Raw genomic sequence first — 19781 nt, forward strand, 5'->3', positions numbered from 1 at the left:
GCGGACCACGATGCTCTTCCCCGAGTCCCGCCGCGCGCTCGAGCAGCCGTCCGGCCCGCCGGCGTGGTCCGACGAGCACGACCTGGTGGCCGAGCGGGCCCGGGCGCGCGAGGAGGCGCTCGCCGAGCCGCGTGAGGACGTCGCCGAGGTCGTCGACGTCGACGCGGACGGCGTGCCGTGCCGCCTCTACCGCCCCGCGGGCGCCCGTCCCGGCGTGGTCGTGCACCTGCACGGCGGCGGCTTCGTCCTCCACGACGTCGAGGTGCACGACGCCTCGGCCCGCCGGCTCGCCAACCGCACCGGGCTGGCCGTGCTGAGCGTCGACTACCGCCGACCGCCCGAGGACCCGTTCCCCGCCGCGCCCGACGACGTCTCGACCGCGCTCGGCTGGCTGCAGGGTCACGAGCCCGGGCCGTACGTCGTGCACGGCGACAGCGCCGGCGCCAACCTGGCGCTCGTCGCCGCGCTCCGGCACCCCGGCGCGTTCGTCGCGGCTGTCCTGATCTACCCCTTCCTCGACCCGACGGCCGGCTTCGACTCCTACGCGACCGCGACCGACGGCTTCGACCCGCGGGAGGCCGCTTGGTACTGGCAGCAGTACGCCGCCACGCCGGCCGACCTCGAGCACCCCGACCTGGCGCCGCTCCGCTCGGACCGGCTCGGCACGCTCCCGCCGACCCTGGTGGTCACCGCCGAGCACGACCCGCTCCGCGACGAGGCCGAGCACCTCGCGCTGCGGCTCGCCGAGGAGGGCGTCGAGGTCGTCTCGACCCGCTACCAGGGACAGCTGCACGGCTTCTGGCGCCACCCGTCGGTCTTCCCGGCCGCGGAGCCGCTGATGGGCCAGGTGGCCGGCTTCGTCCGCCAGCACGTCCCCTGAGAGGATCGGGGCCATGCGCGTGCACCTCGGTTCCGACCATGCCGGCCTCGAGCTCAAGGACCACCTGGTCGCCTGGCTGCGGGAGCAGGGGCACGAGCCGGTCGACCACGGCCCGTTCGTCTACGACGCGCTCGACGACTACCCGGTCTTCTGCCTGCGCGCCGCCGAGGCGGTCGCGGCGGAGCGCGTGGCGGGGGAGGACTCCCTCGGCGTGGTGATCGGCGGCTCGGGCAACGGCGAGCAGATGGCGGCCAACAAGGTCCAGGGCGTCCGCTGCGCGCTGGTGTGGTCGGAGGAGACCGCCGTGCTGGCACGCGAGCACAACGACGCCAACGTCGTGTCGGTCGGGGGCCGGATGCACTCGGTCGAGGACATGACCCGTTTCGTCGAGGTCTTCCTCGGCACCGACTTCACCGGCGACGAGCGGCACGTGCGCCGGATCGGCCAGCTGGCGTCGTACGAGACCACCCGCGAGCTGCCGCCGCTGCCGGAGTCGGCACGCGGCCACGAGCAGGGCTGACCGAGTCGCGATGCCCGAGGGACACACCCTCCACCGGCTCGCGCTGGAGCTGACCGACGCCTTCGCCGGCAGCGTCGTCCGCGTCGGCAGCCCGCAGGGACGCTTCGCCGAGTCCGCGTCGCTCGTCGACGGCCAGGTGCTCGAGGGTGCCGAGGCGTGGGGCAAGCACCTGTTCATCGGGTTCGCCGGCGAGCGGTTCGTGCACGTGCACCTCGGGCTCTACGGCAAGCTCGACGTCCGCACCGGGGTCGAGGAAGTGCCCGACCCGGTCGGCCAGGTGCGGATGCGACTGGTGCGCGCCGACGGGACGGCGTACGCCGACCTCCGCGGCGCGACGACGTGCGAGCTGGTCACCGCCGAGCAGCGCGACCTCGTCGTGGAGCGGTCGGGACCCGACCCGATCCGCCCGGACGCCGACCCCGACCGCGCCTGGCAGCGGATCCGTCGCAGCCGCGCGCCCATCGGCGGGCTGCTCATGGACCAGACCGTGCTGGCCGGCGTCGGCAACGTCTACCGCGCCGAGGTGCTGTACCGGCACCGGATGCACCCGCTGCGGCCGGGCAGCACGCTGCGGCAGTCGCAGTGGCAGGCGACGTGGGACGACCTCGTGGTGCTGATGGCCGAGGGCGTGCGCACCGGCCGGATCGACACGGTCCGCCCGGAGCACAGCCCCGAGGCGATGGGCCGTCCGCCGCGCAAGGACGACCACGGCGGCGAGGTCTACGTCTACCGCCGCCACGGCCAGCCGTGCCTGGTCTGCGGCGCGAAGGTCCGCACCGACGTGCTCCAGGGACGCAACCTGTTCTGGTGCCCGCGTTGTCAGCCGACGTTCCGCTCCCGCGCCGTACAGTGAACCCGCCCCCACCTGCGCGGACGGCTCCTGACGCCGTCGCGTCGGCTCCCTGGACCCACACGACTCCCGCGAGGCGACCATGACGGCTGTGCACCAGGCCCGGCGCGTCGCGTCCCGTCGTGGGTACGCGTCGGTGCTGCGGCGCCGCCTGCCGTTGGAGACCCGCTGGTCGATCGGGCTGGTGGCGCTCGGCGTGCTCGCGACGGTGCTGGTCGCGGTCTACCCCGAGAACATGCCGCTGACCGCGCAGATGGTGCCGCTGCTGCTCGGCAGCCTGGTGCTCGGGCCGCGGACGCTGCCGTGGTTCGTCATCGTGCTGATGCTGCTGCTGACGGTCTCCCTCGCGGTGCAGGACAGCTTCAGCGCCCGGACGGTCGGCGCGGTCAGCATCCAGTTCGTCATGGGCTTCATCGTCCTGCTGACGTCGTTCCGGCGCTCGCGGCTGGGGGTGGCGAACGTGCTGGGGGAGTCGATGCTCGTCGACCTGCGCGACCGCATCCTCAACCAGGGCGGCGTCCCGGCGCTGCCGGAGGGCTGGCAGGTCCAGACCTCGCTGCGGTCGGCCGGTGGGACCCCGTTCGCCGGTGACTTCGTCGTCGCCGTGCGGCCCCACGGCACCGACCGGCTCGAGGTCGTGGTCGTGGACGTCTCCGGCAAGGGCGAGCAGGCGGGCACCCGCGCCCTGCTGCTCTCCGGCGCCCTGGGCGGGCTCCTCGGCGCGCTCTCGCCCGAGCAGTTCCTGCCCGCCGCCAACGCCTACCTGCTCCAGCAGGAGTGGGAGGAGGGGTTCGCGACCGCCGTCCACCTTTCCCTCGACCTCGTCACCGGGGCGTACGCCGTCCGCTCGGCCGGCCACCCGCCGGCCGTGGTCCGCGCCGCCGGCAGCGGCCGTTGGTCGGTGCTCGACAGCAGCGGCCCGGTGCTCGGGCTGATCGACGAGGCCGTCTTCACCGCCGCCACCGGCCACCTCCAGGCCGGCGACGCGCTGCTCCTCTACACCGACGGCATGGTCGAGGAGCCCCAGCGCGACATCGACCTCGGCATCGACCGGATGCTCGGCGAGGCCGAGGGCCTGCTCCGCGGCGACTTCCGCGGCGCGGCCGACAAGCTCGTCGCCGCCCTCGGCTCCCGCGACGACGACCGCGCGGTGGTCGTGGTCAACCGGCGCTGAGGCCGTTTGGGGGACTGTCGCGCCGGTGTGGCAGGATTCGGGGGGTTCAAGGGGGGCGAAGCCCCCCTTGTGTGCGGATGTAGCTCAATGGTAGAGCCCCAGTCTTCCAAACTGGCTACGCGGGTTCGATTCCCGTCATCCGCTCTCAGGAGCCGGCCGGACCTCCGGCGGGCCTCTTGGCGGGGCGTAGCGTAGTGGCTAGCGCGCCTGCTTTGGGAGCAGGAGACCGCAGGTTCGAGTCCTGTCGCCCCGACGCACCACACCACCCTCACCGACCGGTGAACGAGACAACGATTGACAGGAGACAACCTGTGAAGAGCGCCGTCGAGACCTTGAGCCCGACCCGGGCCAAGCTGACCGTCGAGGTGCCCTTCGAGGAGCTCAAGCCGAGCCTCGACGCGGCGTACAAGAAGATCGCCCAGCAGATCAACGTCCCCGGCTTCCGCCGCGGCAAGGTGCCCCCGATGGTCATCGACCGCCAGGTCGGGCGCGGCGCCGTCCTCGACGAGGCGATCAACGACGTGCTCCCGAAGCAGTACGTCGCGGCGCTCGAGGAGAACTCGCTGAGCCCGCTGGCGCAGCCGGAGATCGAGGTCACGAAGTTCGAGGACAACGAGGTCCTCGAGTTCACCGCCGAGGTCGACATCCGTCCGCAGATCGACCTCCCCTCCTACGAGGGTCTCGAGGCCTCGGTGGACGACGTCGAGATCTCCGACGAGGACGTCGAGGAGCAGGTCAAGGCGCTCCGCGAGCGGTTCGCGACCCTGTCCGACGTCGAGCGCGCCGCTGCCGAGGACGACTTCGTCGTGCTCGACCTGGTCGCCACCAAGGACGGCGAGGTCGTCGACGGCGCCGAGGTCAGCGGCATGAGCTACCAGGTCGGCCGCGGCGGCATGATCGACGGGCTCGACGAGGCGCTGACCGGCATGGCCGCCGGCGAGGAGAAGACCTTCACCACCCAGCTCGTGGGTGGCGACCTGGTCGGCCAGGAGGTCGAGGTCCGGGTCAAGGTCACCCAGGTCCAGCAGCAGGAGCTGCCGGAGTACGACGACGAGTTCGCCCAGCTCGCCTCCGAGTTCGACACCATCGACGAGCTCACCGCCGACGTGCGCGAGCGGCTCGGCCGGGGCAAGCGCCTGGAGCAGGCCGCCGAGGCCCGCGACGCCGTCCTCGAGGCGCTGCTGGAGAAGGTCGAGGTGCCGCTGCCCGAGGGCATCGTCACCGACGAGCTGAACGCGCGCCGCCAGAACATCGAGCAGCAGCTCGCGTTCGCCGGCATCACGATGGAGAAGTACCTCGAGGACGAGGGCCAGACGCAGGAGGAGTTCGAGGCCGACCTCGACCGCCGCGTCCGCGACGCCGTCGCCGCGCAGTTCCTCCTCGACGAGATCGCGAAGAAGGAGGAGCTCGGCGTCGACCAGCAGGAGCTCTCCCAGCACCTCGTGCGGCGTGCCCAGCAGTCCGGGCAGAACCCGCAGGAGTTCGCGAACCACATGTTCGAGCACAACCACATCCCCGACCTCGTGCAGGAGATCCTGCGCGGCAAGGCGCTCGCGACGATCGTCGAGACCGCGGTCGTCAAGGACGCCTCGGGCAACGTGGTCGAGCTGAAGAACCTGCAGCCCGACGGCACGATCATGGAGGTCACCGAGGAGACCGGCGACGAGCCGGCCGCCGAGGAGACCACCGAGGAGGAGTCCTCCAAGGAGGACTGACCCCACGCCTCGCCGATACCCGCTTGGGTGCACACCTGTGCACTCAGGCGGGTATCGTCGTTCCATGCCCGCCCCGCACGCCACTGCGGCACCCGGCCCGACGTACCTCGACGCGCTGTCACTGCTGAGCCAGGTCGCCGACGAGCTGGTCGTCCGCAGCGTCCGCGACACCCACGCCGCCTGGGCGGACCGGGTGCACGCCGTGGCCCGCCCCGCGACGGGTGGCGCCGCGAGCGTCCCGGAGCGGGTGCACCGTGGCATTGCCGGTGCGGTGTACGCCGGGGTCTCGGCCGGCCTGCGCGCCGCCTCGGTCGGCCTCGACAAGGCCGCGGCGACCGGGGTGGGTCCCCGCCTGGAGGACGGGCCGCGCGGGCGGTTCGTCAGCTCCGCGGTCAACGGCCTGATCGGGGACCGGCTGCTGCGCGAGCGGCCGCAGCTGGCGATCCCGATGGCCGTGCGCAGCGGCGGCCGCGACGTCCCGCTCGACGGGCTGGCGGATGCGTTCCCCGCCGCCACCAGCAAGGTCGTGGTGTTCCTCCACGGCCTGTGCGAGAACGAGTCCTACTGGAACCGCTGGCGCGAGCGCACCGGCACGACGTACGGCGAGGCGCTGGCCGGCCGTGGTTGGACGCCGGTCTTCCTCCGCGCCAACACCGGGCTCGGCCTGCGCGAGAACGGCGTCGCGCTCGCCGCGCTCATGCAGCGGCTCGTCGAGGGCTGGCCGGTCGAGGTCGAGCAGGTGGCGCTCGTCGGGCACTCGCTCGGCGGCCTGGTGGTGCGCGCCGCCGGCGCCGTGGCGACGGAGGCCGAGCGGCCGTGGACCGAGCGGGTCACCGACGTGGTCACGCTCGGCACCCCGCACCTCGGTGCGCCCATCGCGTGGGGGATCGGCCACGGCAGCCGCGGTCTCGGGCTGCTCCCGGAGACCGCCGCGTTCGGCCGGATCCTCGACTGGCGCTCGATCGGGGTGCACGACCTGGTCGCCGGCCTCGCCCACGACGTGCCGCCGCTGCCGCACGCCCGCTACCGGCTGGTGGCGGCCACGCTGACGCAGTCGCAGCGGCACCCGGTGGGCGACGTGGTCGGCGACCTTCTGGTGCGGCCGCGGTCGGCGTACGGCCGGGACCGGCGCGGGCGCACGCTGTTCCCCGGCGGGGAGGTGCTGCACGTCGGGCGCACCGACCACTTCGGCCTGCTGAACCACCCCGAGGTCCACCGCGCCCTGCGACGATGGCTGCCGTGACCGCCCCTCCCGCCGGCTCGACCGGCGCCCCCGACCGCGAGCTGCGCGCCGAGACCGTCGTCGAGGCCCCGCCCGCCGCCGTCTGGGCCCTGCTGACGGACCTCGACCGGATGTCCGACCGGAGCCCGGAGCTGGTGCGGATGGTGCCGCTCAAGCGGGGCGGGCTGCGGGTGGGGCAGTGGTACCTCGGGATCAACCGCCGCGGCCCGGCCGTGTGGCCCACCCGCAACGTCGTCGACGAGCTCGTGCCGGGCAGCACGCTCGGCTGGCTCACGACCTCCAGCGGCGCGCGCTGGGTCTGGGAGCTGTCGCCCGACGGGCCGGACGGACGGTCCACCGGCGTGGTCCACCGCCGCCCCGTGCCGCGCAGGCTGACCGTGGTGAGCAAGGTCTTCGCGCCGCTCGCCCTCGGTGGCTCGGCCGCGCACGCCGACGAGCTGGAGGAGGGCATGGTCCAGACGGTCGAGCGGCTCAAGGCGGCTGTGGAGGGCGTGCGGGCGGGGTGAAATCCGCTGTCGGCGAACAGCGGGGGACAACCCGTGGAAGTGTCGGTGCCGCGGGCTAGGGTCGACGACGTGACCCAGAACCCCAGCCTCTCCGGCGCCCCTGAGATGAACGGTGGCGCAGGCCTGAACGTCCTCGACGACCACATCTACCAGCGCCTGCTGCGCGAGCGGATCGTGTTCCTCGGCTCGGAGGTCCGCGACCAGAACGCCAACGCGATCTGTGCCCAGCTGCTGCTGCTCTCGGCGGAGGACCCCGAGGCCGACATCTTCCTGCACATCAACAGCCCGGGTGGTTCCGTGGACGCCGGCATGGCGATCTACGACACGATGAACTACATCCCCAACGACGTCGCGACCGTCGGCATGGGCCTGGCCGCATCGATGGGCCAGTTCCTGCTCTGCGCCGGCACCAAGGGCAAGCGCTACGCCCTGCCGCACGCGCGGATCATGATGCACCAGCCCTCCTCGGGCATGGGCGGCTCCGCCTCCGACATCAAGATCCAGGCCCAGCAGTCGCTGCACATCAAGCAGGTGCTGCTCGACCTCATCGCCGAGCACACGGGCCAGTCCCGCGAGCAGGTCGAGGCCGACGCCGACCGCGACCGCTGGTTCACCGCCCAGCAGGCGATGGAGTACGGCCTGGTCGACCAGGTCGTGAAGTCCGCCCGCGACGCCGCCGACGAGGGCCGTCCGGCCCACCAGAAGGACTGAACGCATGAACTACTACATCCCGCAGTGGGAAGAGCGCACCTCCTACGGCGTCCGTCGCATCGACCCCTACGCGAAGCTGTTCGAGGACCGCATCATCTACCTCGGCACGCCGATCTCCGACGACGTCGCGAACGCGGTCATCGCCCAGCTCATGTGCCTGGAGTCGATGAACCCTGACCAGGACGTGCAGATCTACATCAACAGCCCCGGTGGCTCGTTCACCGCGCTGACGGCGATCTACGACACGATGAACTTCATCAAGCCCGACGTGCAGACGGTGTGCATCGGCCAGGCCGCCTCGGCCGCGGCGATCCTGCTGGCCGCCGGCACCAAGGGCAAGCGCCTGGCGCTGCCCAACAGCCGCATCCTGATCCACCAGCCCTACACCGAGGGCACCTTCGGCCAGACCTCCGACATCGAGATCCAGGCCAACGAGATCCTGCGGATGCGCGAGCTGCTCGAGCAGATGATCAGCACCCACTCCGGCAAGGACATGGAGCAGGTCAGCCGCGACATCGAGCGCGACAAGATCCTCACCGCCGACCAGGCCCTGGAGTATGGCCTGATCGACACCGTGGTCGAGTCCCGCAAGGCGACCCCGGCGTTCGCCACGTCCTGACGCGTCACCCCGTGTCGGCCCCCTCGCGGGGCCGGCACGGGGTACCGTCTCCTGAGTTTCAGCACTGTTGAGGAGGATGACCGGCCGTGGCGCGAATCGGTGACGGAGGTGACCTGCTGAAGTGTTCCTTCTGCGGAAAGAGCCAGAAGCAGGTCAAGAAGCTCATCGCGGGCCCCGGGGTCTACATCTGCGACGAGTGCATCGACCTGTGCAACGAGATCATCGAGGAGGAGCTCAGCGAGGGCGCCGAGGTCAGCCTCGAGGAGCTGCCCAAGCCGCGTGAGATCTTCGAGTTCCTCAACTCCTACGTGATCGGCCAGGAGCAGGCCAAGAAGTCCCTCGCCGTCGCGGTCTACAACCACTACAAGCGGGTGCAGGCCGGCCTCCAGCCCGTCGCGGGCAAGCACAGCAAGGAGGAGGTCGTCGAGGTCGCGAAGTCCAACATCCTCGTGATCGGACCGACCGGCTGCGGCAAGACCTACCTCGCCCAGACCCTCGCGCGGATGCTCAACGTCCCGTTCGCCATCGCCGACGCCACGGCGCTGACCGAGGCCGGCTACGTCGGCGAGGACGTCGAGAACATCCTGCTCAAGCTCATCCAGGCCGCCGACTACGACGTCAAGAAGGCCGAGACCGGCATCATCTACATCGACGAGATCGACAAGGTGGCGCGCAAGGCGGAGAACCCCTCGATCACGCGCGACGTCTCGGGCGAGGGCGTGCAGCAGGCCCTGCTGAAGATCATCGAGGGCACCACCGCCTCGGTGCCGCCCCAGGGCGGGCGCAAGCACCCGCACCAGGAGTTCATCCAGATCGACACCACCAACATCCTCTTCGTGGTGGGTGGTGCCTTCGCCGGGCTCGAGCACATCATCGAGCAGCGGGTAGGCAAGAAGACGCTCGGCTTCACCGCGGACGTCCGTGGCCAGACCGAGCGCGAGGCCGACGACCTGCTCCAGCACGTCCGGCCCGAGGACCTCACCAAGTTCGGCCTGATCCCCGAGTTCATCGGCCGCCTGCCGCTGATCGCCAGCGTGAACAAGCTCGACCAGGAGGCGCTGGTCCAGATCCTCACCGAGCCACGCAACGCGCTGGTCAAGCAGTACCAGAAGCTCTTCGAGCTCGACGGCGTCGAGCTGGAGTTCACCCCCGACGCCATCGCCGCGATCGCCGACAAGGCGCTCGAGCGGGGCACCGGTGCCCGCGGCCTGCGCGCGATCATCGAGGAGGTCCTCCTCCACGTGATGTACGACGTGCCCTCGCGCGGCGACGTCGCCAAGGTGGTCCTCACCGGCGAGGTCGTCATGGGCGAGGCCGCCCCGACGCTCGTCCCCCGCGAGATCGAGACGAAGAAGAAGAAGTCGGCCTGAGCGCGGGGGACCCGCGGGCGCCCCAGGCGTCACGGAGCGGGCCCCCGGAACGGGATCGGTCGGCGACCGGCTGGTCATGGCCCGTTCAGGCCATGGACGGATCGGGGATGTCGCCCCCACACTCGGTGTGGGGGAGACTCGTGTCCGTCGACGTACCAGACGCCGGGAGGAGGGACCGCCCGTGAGTGACCAGCACCGAGCACCCCTGGCCGCGTTCGCCCTCGTGACGATGATCGCCGGCGGCGTCGTCGTGCAGTCCACCGTCAACGACGACCGGACCGACGGCACGCGCGACACCGTCGCGGTGACCAGCACCGCGTCGAGCAGCACACGGCCGACCCCCTCCGACGACGTCACCCGCGAAGCGACCGGCACGCCGTCCTCCGCCTCGACGCCAGCCACGACGCCGGGCGGCGCCGCGGACCCGGCCGGCCCGGCCGAGCGGCCCGCCGACGTACGCCCGATGGTGCCGGTGGAGGTGTTCGGCTCCCTTCCCGGGCTCGTGGCGTTCCTCTCCGGCAACCCGGACGCCGGCGACGGCGGCCCGAGCCCGTCCTTCCAGCCGGAGCAGGAGTCGCCCGGCGTCGACCTGGGGAGCACCGGCGGCCCCTCGCCGACGCCCGGACCGACCACGCCCCCGCCGAGCGAGCAGCCCGCCCCCTCGGGGCAGCCGTCGCCCGACGCGTCGCCGTCCGGCTCGCCCAGCTCCACCGCGACCTCGGACGCCGAGCGTCCGGTCGAGCCCAGCCCGCCCTCGTCCTCGGCCTCGACCGCGTCGACTCCTTGAGCCGGCCGGCCGTGAGGTTCGTCGGCTACCCGATGAACCTCACGGCGCACGGTCGAAATTTCGTCGGGGGACCGTCAGGTTCATCGGCGCCCCGATGAAGCTGACGGCCGCCCGCCCGCAGCGACCAGCGGCCGGCGTCAGCCCTGCGCGACCGGGGCCAGCTCGGCGGCGACGGACAGCTCGGTGGCGGAGCCGTCGACGGTGAAGACCAGGTCGCCGGTCACCTTGCCGCTGCGACGCAGGTCGTCGGCGGCGAGCTCGGCGGCGCGGACGAGCGCCTCGGGGCCGCTCACCTCGACGCGGGACAGCTCGGCGCGCATGGACACCTTCGCCTGCGACTTGGCGCCGCGGATGCCCGCCAGGGCGGAGGCGACGGCGTCGACCGTGGCCGCGTCAGCGGCGGCGGGGGAGCCGAGCTCGAGGACGCCGGGCCAGGAGGCGTGGTGGACCGAGCCCTCCTGCCACCACGACCAGACCTCCTCGGTCACGTAGGGCAGGAACGGGGCGAGCAGGCGCAGCTGCTTGTGCAGCGCGATGGCCAGCGTGGCCTTCGCCGAGGCGGTCGCGGCGCCGCCGTCCTCGGCGTACGCCCGCTCCTTGACCAGCTCGAGGTAGTCGTCGCAGAACTCCCAGAAGAACTTCTCGATCGTCTCGAGCGCCGTCGTGTAGTCGTAGGCCTCGAACGCGTCGGTGGCCTTGGTGATCACCTCGGCGAGGCGGCCGAGCAGCGCGCAGTCGATCGGCTCGGAGACCTCGAACGGGTTGAGCGCGGAGGCGCCGACGCCGCCGAGGACGAACTTCGAGGCGTTGAGGACCTTCATCGCCAGCCGGCGACCGACCTTCATCTGGCTCTCGTCGAAGGGCGAGTCCAGGCCCGGGCGCGACATCGCGGCCCGCCAGCGGACGGCGTCGGCACCGAACTTGTCGAGGATCTCGGTCGGGACGACCACGTTGCCCTTGGACTTCGACATCTTCTTGCGGTCGGGGTCGACCACGAAGCCGGAGATCAGCGCGTGGCTCCACGGGGTGACGCCCTGCTCGAAGTGCGCGCGGACCACGCGGGAGAACAGCCAGGTGCGGATGATGTCGTGCGCCTGGGTGGCGAGGTCCATCGGGAAGACCCGCTCGAAGAGGTCCGGGTCCTCCTCCCAGCCGCCGGCGATCTGCGGCGTCAGCGACGAGGTCGCCCAGGTGTCCATGACGTCGGGGTCGCCGATGAAGCCACCGGCCTTGCCGCGCTGGTCCTCGGAGTAGCCGCGCGGGGCGTCGGTCGAGGGGTCGATCGGGAGCTCGGCCTCCGACGGGAGGAGCGGGTGGTCGTAGTCGGGCTCGCCCTGGTCGTCGAGGGGGTACCAGACCGGGAACGGGATGCCGAAGAAGCGCTGGCGCGAGATCAGCCAGTCGCCGTTGAGGCCGCCGACCCAGTTGTCGTAACGGTGCTTCATGTGGGTGGGGACCCAGGTGATGTCCGAGCCGCGCGCGACGAGCTCGTCGCGCAGGTCGGCGTCGCGGCCACCGTTGCGGATGTACCACTGGCGGGTTGCGACGATCTCGAGCGGCTTGTCGCCCTTCTCGAAGAAGTTCGTCATCCGCTGCGTCGGCTTCGGGTCGCCGTCGAGGTCGCCGGTCTCGCGCAGCATGGTGACCATCTCCTCGCGGGCGGAGAAGGTGGTCTTCCCGGCGAGGCGCTCGTACGCCGCCGCGGCGGGCGCGGCCGCGAGCCACTCGGGCGTCTCGCGGAGCAGGCGGCCGTCGCGGCCGATGACCGTGCGGACGGGCAGCTGCAGCTCGCGCCACCAGGTGACGTCGGTCAGGTCGCCGAAGGTGCAGCACATGGCGATGCCGGCGCCCTTGTCCATCTCGGCCGCGGGGTGCGCCACGACGGGGATCTCGACGCCGAAGACCGGCGAGGTGACCGTGGAGCCGAACAGCGGCTGGTAGCGCTCGTCGTCGGGGTGCGCGATCAGCGCGACGACGGCCGGGATGAGCTCGGGGCGGGTCGTCTCGATGCACACATAACGGTCGGCTTCGGGCTGGGATTGATGGTCGCTCGTGGTGTGGAAGCGCACCCTGTGATAGGCGCCGGCGTACTCCCGCGCCTCGAGCTCGGCCTGGGCGACCGCGGTCTGGAAGGTGACGTCCCAGAGGGTCGGCGCCTCCTGGAGGTAGGCCTCGCCGCGGGCGAAGTTGCGCAGGAAGGCGCGCTGGCTGGCGGTCTGCGCCTTCGGGCCGATCGTCGTGTAGTGCTGCTCCCAGTCGACCGAGAGGCCGAGGGTGCGCCACAGCGACTCGAAGACCTGCTCGTCCTCCTGGACCAGCTGCTCGCACAGCTCGACGAAGTTGGGCCGGCTGATCGGCACCTGCTTCTTCGGGTCCGGCTTGGCCGGCGGCGTGAAGTCTGCGTCGTAGGGGAGCGAGGGGTCGCAGCGGACGCCGAAGTAGTTCTGCACCCGGCGCTCGGTCGGCAGGCCGTTGTCGTCCCAGCCCATCGGGTAGAAGACCGACTTGCCGCGCATCCGCTGGAAGCGGGCGACGACGTCGGTGTGGGTGTAGGAGAAGACGTGGCCGACGTGGAGGCTGCCGCTCACGGTCGGCGGCGGGGTGTCGATGGAGAAGACGTTCTCGCGCGGCTGGGTGCGGTCGAACGCGTAGGTGCGGTCGGCCTTCCAGCGCTCGGCCCACTTCTGCTCCAGCCCCTCCAGCGCGGGCTTCTCCGGTACGGCGAGCGCGGGCGGGGCGCTCGGCGTGTCGGGGGCCTGCTGCTGCGGGGTCTCGGTCATGGGCGAAGCCTAGTTCGACCGCTCCGACCTGCGGAAACCGGTTGCCACTCCGGCGGCCTCGGCACATACCCTCCGCGGCATGCCCGACTCGCCCGGCACGGCGTACGCCGTCACGCTCACCACCGACCCCGCGGCGTTCCTGCGCGAGACCGGCGACCTCCTCGCAGCCGACCCGGTCATCACCTCGGTGGTCGGGACGGTGACCCAGCAGGCGGTCGCCGCCGACGCGGCCGGCGACCCGGCGCCCGACCACCCGCGGTGGTGGGCGGTCGTGCGCGACGGCGCCGGGACGGTGGCGGGCGCGGCGATGCGGACCGCGCCGTTCGAGCCGCACCCGGCGTACGTCCTGCCGATGCCGGACGAGGCGGCCCGCGCCCTGGCGCACGCGGTCCACGAGCGCGGCGAGCGCCTCGACGGGGTCAACGGTGCCCTGCCGGCCGCGCGGGTCGTCGCCGAGGAGGCCGCCGCGCTGGCCGGGGCCGAGGCCGTCGTCGACGAGCACCTGGTGCTCTGGGAGCTGCCGGACCTCGCCACGCTGGTCGACCACGACGCCCCGGGCCGGCTGCGCGCCGCGGAGCCCGACGACGTGCCGCTGTGCATGAAGTGGTGGGACGCCTTCGCCGTCGACTCCGCCGAGCAGGGCGGCCGCGAGGGCGCGCACCCGATGGACCGGGCGACCGAGGAGGGCATGGCGCAGCGGGTGGCGGCCGGGTTGGTGTGGCTGTGGGAGTCGCCCGAGGGCGAGGTCGTGCACCTGACCGCGCACACCGGCTCGGCGTACGGCGTGGTCCGGGTCGGCCCCGTCTACACCCCGCGCGAGCACCGCGGCCACGGCTACGCGAGCGCCGCCGTCGCGCAGGTGACCCGGCGCGTCCTGGAGGGGCGGGACCGGGCGTGCCTGTTCACCGACCGCGCGAACCCGACCTCGAACAAGATCTACGCCGCGATCGGCTACCGGCCCGTCGCGGAGACCGCCAACCTCGTGCTCCGGGGCATCTGACCGGGCGCTTCCCCCGTCGGAGACGGAGGGCCGGACTCGACGGATTCCGAAGCGGAGTCGCGACGGCTATTGACAACTGTTCGGCCTAAAAGGATCCTCAACGTACTAAATGCGTCCCAGGATGGAGACCGCCGTGAAGAAAACGATGACCACCGCCGTTGCTGCGTGTGTCATGGCCTTGTCGCTGACTGCATGCGGCTCCGGCAGCAGCGAGACCGACAACGAGAACGAGGCAGGCGAGCTGCGCATCGGCATCGCGCTGGGCGACCTCGCGACCTTCGACCCCGCGCGGGTGCTGGCCGATGCCATGCAGCTGGTGATCCCGATGTACGCCGAGACCCTGGTCGACGTCGACCAGGACGACCCCGCGAAGGTGCTCCCGAACCTCGCGACGTCGTGGGAGGCCTCGGACGACCTGAGGAGCTACACGTTCGAGCTGCGTGACGACGTGACCTTCCCCAGCGGGAACACGATGACCGCCGAGGACGTCAAGTTCAGCCTCGAGCGGGTCAAGAACATCCAGGGCGCCTCGGCCTTCAAGATGGGCATCGTCCAGTCGGTCAACGTCGTGGACGAGCACACCGTCGAGTTCGCGCTGACGGGGCCGGACAGCTCCTTCCCCTCCCGCATGGCAGCGCCCTACCTGTCGGTCTTCGACAGCAAGGTGCTGCAGGAGAACGGTGCGACGGCCGACGCCGAGGCGGTCACCACTGACGAGGCCCAGTCCTTCATGGACGAGACCACCGTCGGGAGCGGCCCCTACGAGCTCCAGGAGTGGCGCCGCAACTCCGAGGTCGTCTTCGAGGCCCGCGACGACTACTGGGGTGAGGCACCCGCCTTCGACACCATCGTCCTCGAAGACATCCGCGACGCGTCGACCCAAGCGCAGCTGGTCGAGCGGGGCGACATCGACATCGCCATGGACATCGAGCCCGACACCGCGGCGTCCCTCGACGGCAAGGACGGCGTCGAGGTCGTCACCGAGCCGTCGTACAACATTAACTACCTCGCGATGAACCACAAGAGCAGCGACGCTCCCGAGCTCGCCGACGACCGGGTGCGCCAGGCAATCCAGATGGCGGTCGACTACGACGGCATCAGCGAGGCGCTGGCCGACGGCGCACCTCGTCCGGCAGCGGTCGTGCCGCTCGGGTTCGTGGGCTCCGACGCTGTCGAGCCGATCGGCTACGACCCCGACGCTGCGAAGACGTTGCTCGACGAGGCCGGCGTCACCGATCTCACCCTCGACGTCGACTTCGCGAACGTCACTTGGTACGGCGTCGCCCAGCAGAGCCTTTGGGAAAAGCTGCAGTCGGACTTCGCCAAGATCGGCATCACCGTCAACATCCGACCGGTCGAGTACGAGAAGTGGATCGCGGACTACCGGGCCGGCGACTACGCCATCACCTCGGGCCTCTGGGCTCCGGAGGACTTCGACTCCTCGTCCTACTTCGACCCGTTCGGTCGTGAGGCGGGCATCTACGGCGAGCGCACGTCGATGGACTTCCCCATCGGCCAGAAGCTCTACGACGAGTACCTCGCCGAGAAGGACCCCGCGGCCCGCGAGGAGATCGCGATCGAGCTCATCACCGCGATGCGTGACGACGCCACGTTGATCCCCCTGTTCCAGGCCAAGAAGTTCCTGGTCCACTCCGATGCCGTCACCGGCGTCCGGTACAGCCCGAACAAGCAGATCCGCCTGGTCGAGATCGAGCCGAGCTGACCGACCGATCGAACGAGAGCCGCGAGACCCCCGACCTCTGTCGGGGGTCTCGCGTCGTCCAGGAGGGCCTTGTGCGCATCACCGGGGAGACCGACGTCGTGTTCATCCTCTGCGACCCGGTCGCACACGTCCGGGGGAGCGACATCCTCAACCGGCGCTTCGCTGCTGCCGGTGACGACGTCGCCGTCTCGCCTCTGCACGTCGTGCCGGAGGACCTGCCGGTCGTCGTGTCCGCCGTCCGCTCGATGCGGAACGTCGCCGGTTTCGGCGTCACCATCCCGCACAAGGTGGCGGTCGTCGGGCTGCTCGACGAGCTGACCGACCGCGCCCGTCTGGTCGGGGCCATCAACTTCGTGCGACGCAGCGCCGACGGCACCCTGACCGGCGACAACGTCGACGGTGCCGGGTTCATCGCCGGGCTCGCGGCCGACGGGCTCTCCGTCGACGGCGCGTCGGTCCTGCAGGTCGGGGCCGGCGGAGCCGGCCGTGCCGTCGCGTTCGCGGTGGCCGGCGCGGGAGCCCGGCGCCTGCGGATCCACAACCGGAGCCCGAGGGCGGCCGAGGAGCTCGCCGCCGCGGTGGCCGCGGCGCACCCCGCCTGCGACGTGCGCCCGGCGACCAGCGCGGACCCGCGCGAGACGGACGTCGCGGTCAACACCACGTCACTCGGGATGCGACCCGGGGACCCGCTGCCCTTCGACGTCGCTGCGCTGCCGGCGCACGCCGGGGTCGCCGAGATCGTGATCCAACCGAGGATGACGGCGCTCCTGGAGGCCGCCGTCGCCCGGGGCCTGCCGGTGTCCTACGGCCGGTCGATGCTGGAGGGCCAGTTCGACGCTGTGCGCTCGTTCCTGTGGCCCGACGGCGGGTCACCGGCGCGGCGGGACTGACGTCCCGCCACGCTCGGCACCGGCCGGCCTCACCGTCCGGCGGGCCCCCTGACCAAGAAGGCGCGGACGGCGTTCTCGGTGAGACGGGCGACGTTGTTGTCGAAGCCCCGGTAGGCGAGGCTCCCGGTCCAGGTGATCGCGGCGGTGGACAGGACCGCGCCCCCGGCGGGGGTCTCGAAGTAGGTGATGTCGGCCCGGACGTTGGGGTTGTTGGTGCCGTTGATGAGCGGCGTCGGCGCGTTGAGCTCCTCGTTGGAGGCGAGGTAGTAGGACGAGTGCGGTTGCGAGGTGGCGACGACGAGGGCGTGCCGGGGCGTCCCGAGACGGATGTCGGCCCGGTCGATCTCGTCGCCCGCGGCGCCGCCCAGCACGAGGCCGAAGTCGCCGATGACCTCCTCCTCGATGCCCTCGAACAGGAACTCGACGCGCTCGTCACGCGAGGCCGCGGTGCGCTCGAAGCCGGGTGTCGCGTCGTCCCAGCCCTGGGCCGCCATGCCGACCCCGACCAGCCGGTTGGGCGCCCGACCGCGCAGGCGCCAGAGGCCGCCCTGCTCCACGGACTGGCTCATGACGGTCTCTCCGGGCTCGCTCTCCCAGGTGCGGATGCCCTGGTGGCCGCGGCGCACCTCCACGAGGTGGGGGCGGTCGAGATGTGCGCTGGTGACCCAGTAGAAGCCGTTGCCTCCGAGGTAGATGATGCTGCCGCCGTCGGCCAGGAACGCCTCGGCGGCATCGAGCATCCGCCGGCTCCAGTACTCCGGGTGGCTCCCCGTGACCAGCACCGGGTGACCCTCGAGGACCTGCGCGCCGCCCTCGTGCAGGGCGTGGTCGGTGGTGACGGAGTGCTCGATGCCGAGGCTGCCGAGCCAGGTCGGGATGACGAGGTCCGCGGCGAGGTGCCGCGGGGCGTCCTGCAGCGCGCTGCGGAAGTCCCATCGCATGTTCAGGATCGGCCGCAGGTGGGACGAGTAGCAGACGCCGGAGCCGTCGACGTGGTGGTCGTAGAGGGAGTTGCCGAACTCCCGGTGCGCGTAGATCTGCTTGTCGCGGTCGCTCGGGACGAACTCGCGGTTGGAGAGGGTGTCGTCGGTGTAGTCGAACTCCTCGGCCAGGCGAGCGTTCGCGTAGGCGAGGTAGGAGAAGGTGGGCAGGAGGAACAGCACCCCCGCCGGGCTGGTCGGACGGACGACGACGGGGACGTGGTCCTCGGAGCCCGCACCGGTCAGCAGCACGGCGTACACGCCGCTCGGCAGGTCCGCGGGCACGACTAGCTCGTGCGTCACCTGCCAGCCGCAGTCCTCGAGGTCGTCGCGGTGGAAGTGGACGGCGCCGTACTGCTCGGGCGCGAGCCGGTAGTCGACCTCGGTCGCGTCCCAGTGCCGCCCGGTCACGGCGCGTGCGGGGGCGTTGAGGAGCCGACCACCGGGCACGCCTTCGACGGTCGAGGGAAACCGGGCGGTGGCCAGGTCGTGGCCGAAGTCCCAGGCGGCGATCACCGCGGGGTCGTCCTGGGCGGGATCCGGGGAGTCCTGGGTCTGCAGGTCGACCGGGCCACGGTGGATCGCGGGGCCCTCCAGCTTTCCGTCGTAGGTGCGTCGGGCGCGAGGCGTCCCGTCTGCCGCCGTCACCAGCTCAGCCGCGGCCAGCACGAGCCGGTCGAACTCCGGCGAACCGCTGAGGGCGGCGATCCCGGCCGTGCTGGTGGTGGGCCCGTCCCCGGGCACGAGCCGGTCGAGAGGACGCGTCTGAAGCGTCAGGACCCCCGACGTCACGTCGACGGTGACCGCGAGGGACACCCACTGCCGGAGCACGAGCGGGGTCGGCGCCTCGATCTCGGCCGCCGCGTCGCCGGCACGGAACCGCGCGGTCAGGGCGCCCGTGCCGTCCAGGTGGAGCCCGAGGGCCGCGTCAGGGCCGTCGAGGAGCACGAGGCACGACCCCTCGGGGTCGAAGCGGGTCGGCCAGGCGTGGACCACCAAGGTCGTCGGCGTGCTCCCGGCGTCGATGGAGAGCCCCTCGACCAGGCCGAACGAGCCGGGGTGGGTGTCCTGCCAGTGACCGTCGCCCTCCTGCACCGGGACGGACGCCACCGGCTCGTGCCGGTGGCGGATCCGTTCGGTGTCGCCGTCGGCGAGCGGCCGGACGAGCTCGACGCGGAGCCGCCGCGAGCGCGACGAGGAGTGGACGCGCACCGTGTCGCCGGGTGCGTAGTCGAGCCGGTCGCAGTAGGCGAATGTCTCCTCCTGCTCGGTCGCGCTCACGACGCCTGGCTCGTCGGCGCGATGACGACCTCACGGACGCACACGTCCTGCGGGAGCTCGTAGAGGCCCACGATGGTCTCGGCGATCGTCTCGGCGTCGAGGCCGCCGTCGAGGCGGCTCTTGGTCGCCTCGTACGACTGCTTGATGGCCGCGTCGGACACCGAGACCAGCAGGTCGGTGTCCACGATCCCCGGCGACACCACGCTGAAGCGGACGCCGTCCTCGGCGTGCTCGCGCCGCATCGTCTCGGTCATCGCGTTGACCGCGAACTTGGTGCCGCTGTAGACGGCGTGGTTCGGGTAGACGTTGTGGCCGGCGATGGAGGAGATGTTCACGACCGTCCCCCGCCGGGCGGCAACCATGCTTGCGAGCACCAGCTGGGTGGCGGTGAGCAGTCCGAGGCAGTTGACGTCGAAGAGCCGGCGCCACTCCTCGGGGTCCTGGTCGGCGACCCGACCCAGGGGCATGACGCCGGCGTTGTTCACGAGGAGGTCCGGCTCCCCGAACCGCTCGCGTGCCTCGTCGAGCGCAGCAGCCATCGCCGCGCGGTCGGTGACGTCGACGGACCTCGCCATGGACTGCGGGACCTCCAGGGCCTCGATCAGCTCAGCGCGCCGGGCCAGCAGCAGCGTCGGGTATCCGCGTGTCCCGAAGGCGCGCGCGGTCGCCGCTCCGATCCCCGAGCTGGCGCCGGTGATGACGACGAGGCGACGTGTGCTGGTCATGGTTCTCCATCGGTCGGGAGGGGACGG

The 19781-nt window shown here is 71.7% G+C and carries 17 protein-coding genes and 2 tRNA genes; 16 read left to right on the top strand and 3 right to left on the bottom strand.

Annotated features, from left to right (window positions below; all coding sequences use genetic code 11):
- Positions 1 to 10 precede the first annotated feature (10 nt).
- From H7344_RS16815 to H7344_RS16875, 13 genes are all read left to right on the top strand, one after another.
- Positions 11 to 880 carry an alpha/beta hydrolase gene (locus H7344_RS16815; RefSeq protein WP_186347157.1) on the top strand — a complete coding sequence of 290 codons (870 nt, stop codon included), beginning with the start codon at positions 11 to 13 and terminating at the stop codon, positions 878 to 880.
- 13 nt (positions 881 to 893) lie between these two features.
- Complete coding sequence (locus H7344_RS16820; RefSeq protein WP_186347158.1) at positions 894 to 1400, top strand: ribose-5-phosphate isomerase; 507 nt, start codon at positions 894 to 896, stop codon at positions 1398 to 1400.
- A gap of 10 nt (positions 1401 to 1410) precedes the next feature.
- The gene (locus H7344_RS16825) at positions 1411 to 2253 is read left to right on the top strand and encodes an Fpg/Nei family DNA glycosylase (protein ID WP_186347159.1); all 843 of its coding nucleotides are present in this window, start codon (positions 1411 to 1413) and stop codon (positions 2251 to 2253) included.
- Between the two features lie 79 nt (positions 2254 to 2332).
- Complete coding sequence (locus H7344_RS16830) at positions 2333 to 3424, top strand: PP2C family protein-serine/threonine phosphatase (RefSeq protein ID WP_186347160.1); 1092 nt, start codon at positions 2333 to 2335, stop codon at positions 3422 to 3424.
- A 73-nt stretch (positions 3425 to 3497) separates the two neighbouring features.
- A tRNA-Gly gene (locus tag H7344_RS16835) sits at positions 3498 to 3568 on the top strand.
- A 36-nt stretch (positions 3569 to 3604) separates the two neighbouring features.
- Positions 3605 to 3677 (top strand) — tRNA-Pro (locus H7344_RS16840).
- Between the two features lie 58 nt (positions 3678 to 3735).
- Positions 3736 to 5139, top strand: coding sequence for a trigger factor (tig, locus tag H7344_RS16845; protein WP_186347161.1), 1404 nt, complete (start codon positions 3736 to 3738; stop codon positions 5137 to 5139).
- A 64-nt stretch (positions 5140 to 5203) separates the two neighbouring features.
- Positions 5204 to 6382 (top strand): lipase family alpha/beta hydrolase, encoded by a 1179-nt coding sequence (locus H7344_RS16850; RefSeq protein ID WP_186347162.1) that lies wholly within the window; start codon positions 5204 to 5206, stop codon positions 6380 to 6382.
- Complete coding sequence (locus tag H7344_RS16855) at positions 6379 to 6888, top strand: SRPBCC family protein (protein ID WP_186347163.1); 510 nt, start codon at positions 6379 to 6381, stop codon at positions 6886 to 6888. Before H7344_RS16850 ends, H7344_RS16855 begins: the two co-directional genes overlap by 4 nt.
- 105 nt (positions 6889 to 6993) lie before the next feature.
- Positions 6994 to 7599 (top strand): ATP-dependent Clp protease proteolytic subunit, encoded by a 606-nt coding sequence (locus tag H7344_RS16860; protein ID WP_154616936.1) that lies wholly within the window; start codon positions 6994 to 6996, stop codon positions 7597 to 7599.
- A gap of 4 nt (positions 7600 to 7603) precedes the next feature.
- Positions 7604 to 8218 carry an ATP-dependent Clp protease proteolytic subunit gene (locus H7344_RS16865; RefSeq protein ID WP_186347164.1) on the top strand — a complete coding sequence of 205 codons (615 nt, stop codon included), beginning with the start codon at positions 7604 to 7606 and terminating at the stop codon, positions 8216 to 8218.
- Between the two features lie 86 nt (positions 8219 to 8304).
- The gene (gene clpX / locus H7344_RS16870; RefSeq protein WP_166189440.1) at positions 8305 to 9588 is read left to right on the top strand and encodes an ATP-dependent Clp protease ATP-binding subunit ClpX; all 1284 of its coding nucleotides are present in this window, start codon (positions 8305 to 8307) and stop codon (positions 9586 to 9588) included.
- 181 nt (positions 9589 to 9769) lie between these two features.
- Positions 9770 to 10375 carry a hypothetical protein gene (locus tag H7344_RS16875; RefSeq protein WP_186347165.1) on the top strand — a complete coding sequence of 202 codons (606 nt, stop codon included), beginning with the start codon at positions 9770 to 9772 and terminating at the stop codon, positions 10373 to 10375.
- 137 nt (positions 10376 to 10512) lie between these two features.
- On the opposite strand, the gene valS is transcribed toward H7344_RS16875, so the two are convergent.
- Positions 10513 to 13155 (bottom strand): valine--tRNA ligase, encoded by a 2643-nt coding sequence (gene valS / locus H7344_RS16880; RefSeq protein ID WP_186347166.1) that lies wholly within the window; start codon positions 13153 to 13155, stop codon positions 10513 to 10515.
- A 79-nt stretch (positions 13156 to 13234) separates the two neighbouring features.
- Here valS and H7344_RS16885 point away from each other — a divergent pair, with 79 nt between their 5' ends.
- From H7344_RS16885 to H7344_RS16895, 3 genes are all read left to right on the top strand, one after another.
- Positions 13235 to 14155, top strand: coding sequence for a GNAT family N-acetyltransferase (locus tag H7344_RS16885; RefSeq protein WP_186347167.1), 921 nt, complete (start codon positions 13235 to 13237; stop codon positions 14153 to 14155).
- 178 nt (positions 14156 to 14333) lie between these two features.
- Complete coding sequence (locus H7344_RS16890) at positions 14334 to 15878, top strand: ABC transporter substrate-binding protein (protein ID WP_186347168.1); 1545 nt, start codon at positions 14334 to 14336, stop codon at positions 15876 to 15878.
- 71 nt (positions 15879 to 15949) lie between these two features.
- Positions 15950 to 16768: a shikimate dehydrogenase family protein gene (locus H7344_RS16895; protein WP_186347169.1), complete on the top strand. Its 819-nt coding sequence runs from the start codon at positions 15950 to 15952 to the stop codon at positions 16766 to 16768.
- Between the two features lie 29 nt (positions 16769 to 16797).
- On the opposite strand, the gene H7344_RS16900 is transcribed toward H7344_RS16895, so the two are convergent.
- Together H7344_RS16900 and H7344_RS16905 are read right to left on the bottom strand one after the other, a co-directional pair.
- Entirely contained in the window at positions 16798 to 19029 is a 2232-nt protein-coding gene (locus H7344_RS16900) for a N,N-dimethylformamidase beta subunit family domain-containing protein (RefSeq protein ID WP_222130796.1), read from the bottom strand.
- A complete protein-coding gene (locus tag H7344_RS16905; protein WP_186347170.1) occupies positions 19026 to 19754 on the bottom strand; it encodes an SDR family oxidoreductase in 729 nt (242 codons plus the stop codon). Before H7344_RS16905 ends, H7344_RS16900 begins: the two co-directional genes overlap by 4 nt.
- Positions 19755 to 19781: the final 27 nt, after the last annotated feature.

The organism is Nocardioides deserti, from assembly GCF_014266025.1.
GTDB classification, from domain to species: Bacteria; Actinomycetota; Actinomycetes; order Propionibacteriales; family Nocardioidaceae; genus Nocardioides; species Nocardioides deserti.

What these genes read in the sequence shown, in the direction of transcription:
- H7344_RS16815 (WP_186347157.1), top strand. Translation starts at nt 11, where the DNA reads ATGCTCTTCCCCGAGTCCCGCCGCGCGCTCGAGCAGCCGTCCGGCCCG.
- H7344_RS16820 (WP_186347158.1), top strand. Translation starts at nt 894, where the DNA reads ATGCGCGTGCACCTCGGTTCCGACCATGCCGGCCTCGAGCTCAAGGAC.
- H7344_RS16825 (WP_186347159.1), top strand. Translation starts at nt 1,411, where the DNA reads ATGCCCGAGGGACACACCCTCCACCGGCTCGCGCTGGAGCTGACCGAC.
- H7344_RS16830 (WP_186347160.1), top strand. Translation starts at nt 2,333, where the DNA reads ATGACGGCTGTGCACCAGGCCCGGCGCGTCGCGTCCCGTCGTGGGTAC.
- H7344_RS16850 (WP_186347162.1), top strand. Translation starts at nt 5,204, where the DNA reads ATGCCCGCCCCGCACGCCACTGCGGCACCCGGCCCGACGTACCTCGAC.
- H7344_RS16860 (WP_154616936.1), top strand. Translation starts at nt 6,994, where the DNA reads ATGAACGGTGGCGCAGGCCTGAACGTCCTCGACGACCACATCTACCAG.
- H7344_RS16865 (WP_186347164.1), top strand. Translation starts at nt 7,604, where the DNA reads ATGAACTACTACATCCCGCAGTGGGAAGAGCGCACCTCCTACGGCGTC.
- valS (WP_186347166.1), bottom strand. Translation starts at nt 13,155, where the DNA reads ATGACCGAGACCCCGCAGCAGCAGGCCCCCGACACGCCGAGCGCCCCG.
- H7344_RS16885 (WP_186347167.1), top strand. Translation starts at nt 13,235, where the DNA reads ATGCCCGACTCGCCCGGCACGGCGTACGCCGTCACGCTCACCACCGAC.
- H7344_RS16905 (WP_186347170.1), bottom strand. Translation starts at nt 19,754, where the DNA reads ATGACCAGCACACGTCGCCTCGTCGTCATCACCGGCGCCAGCTCGGGG.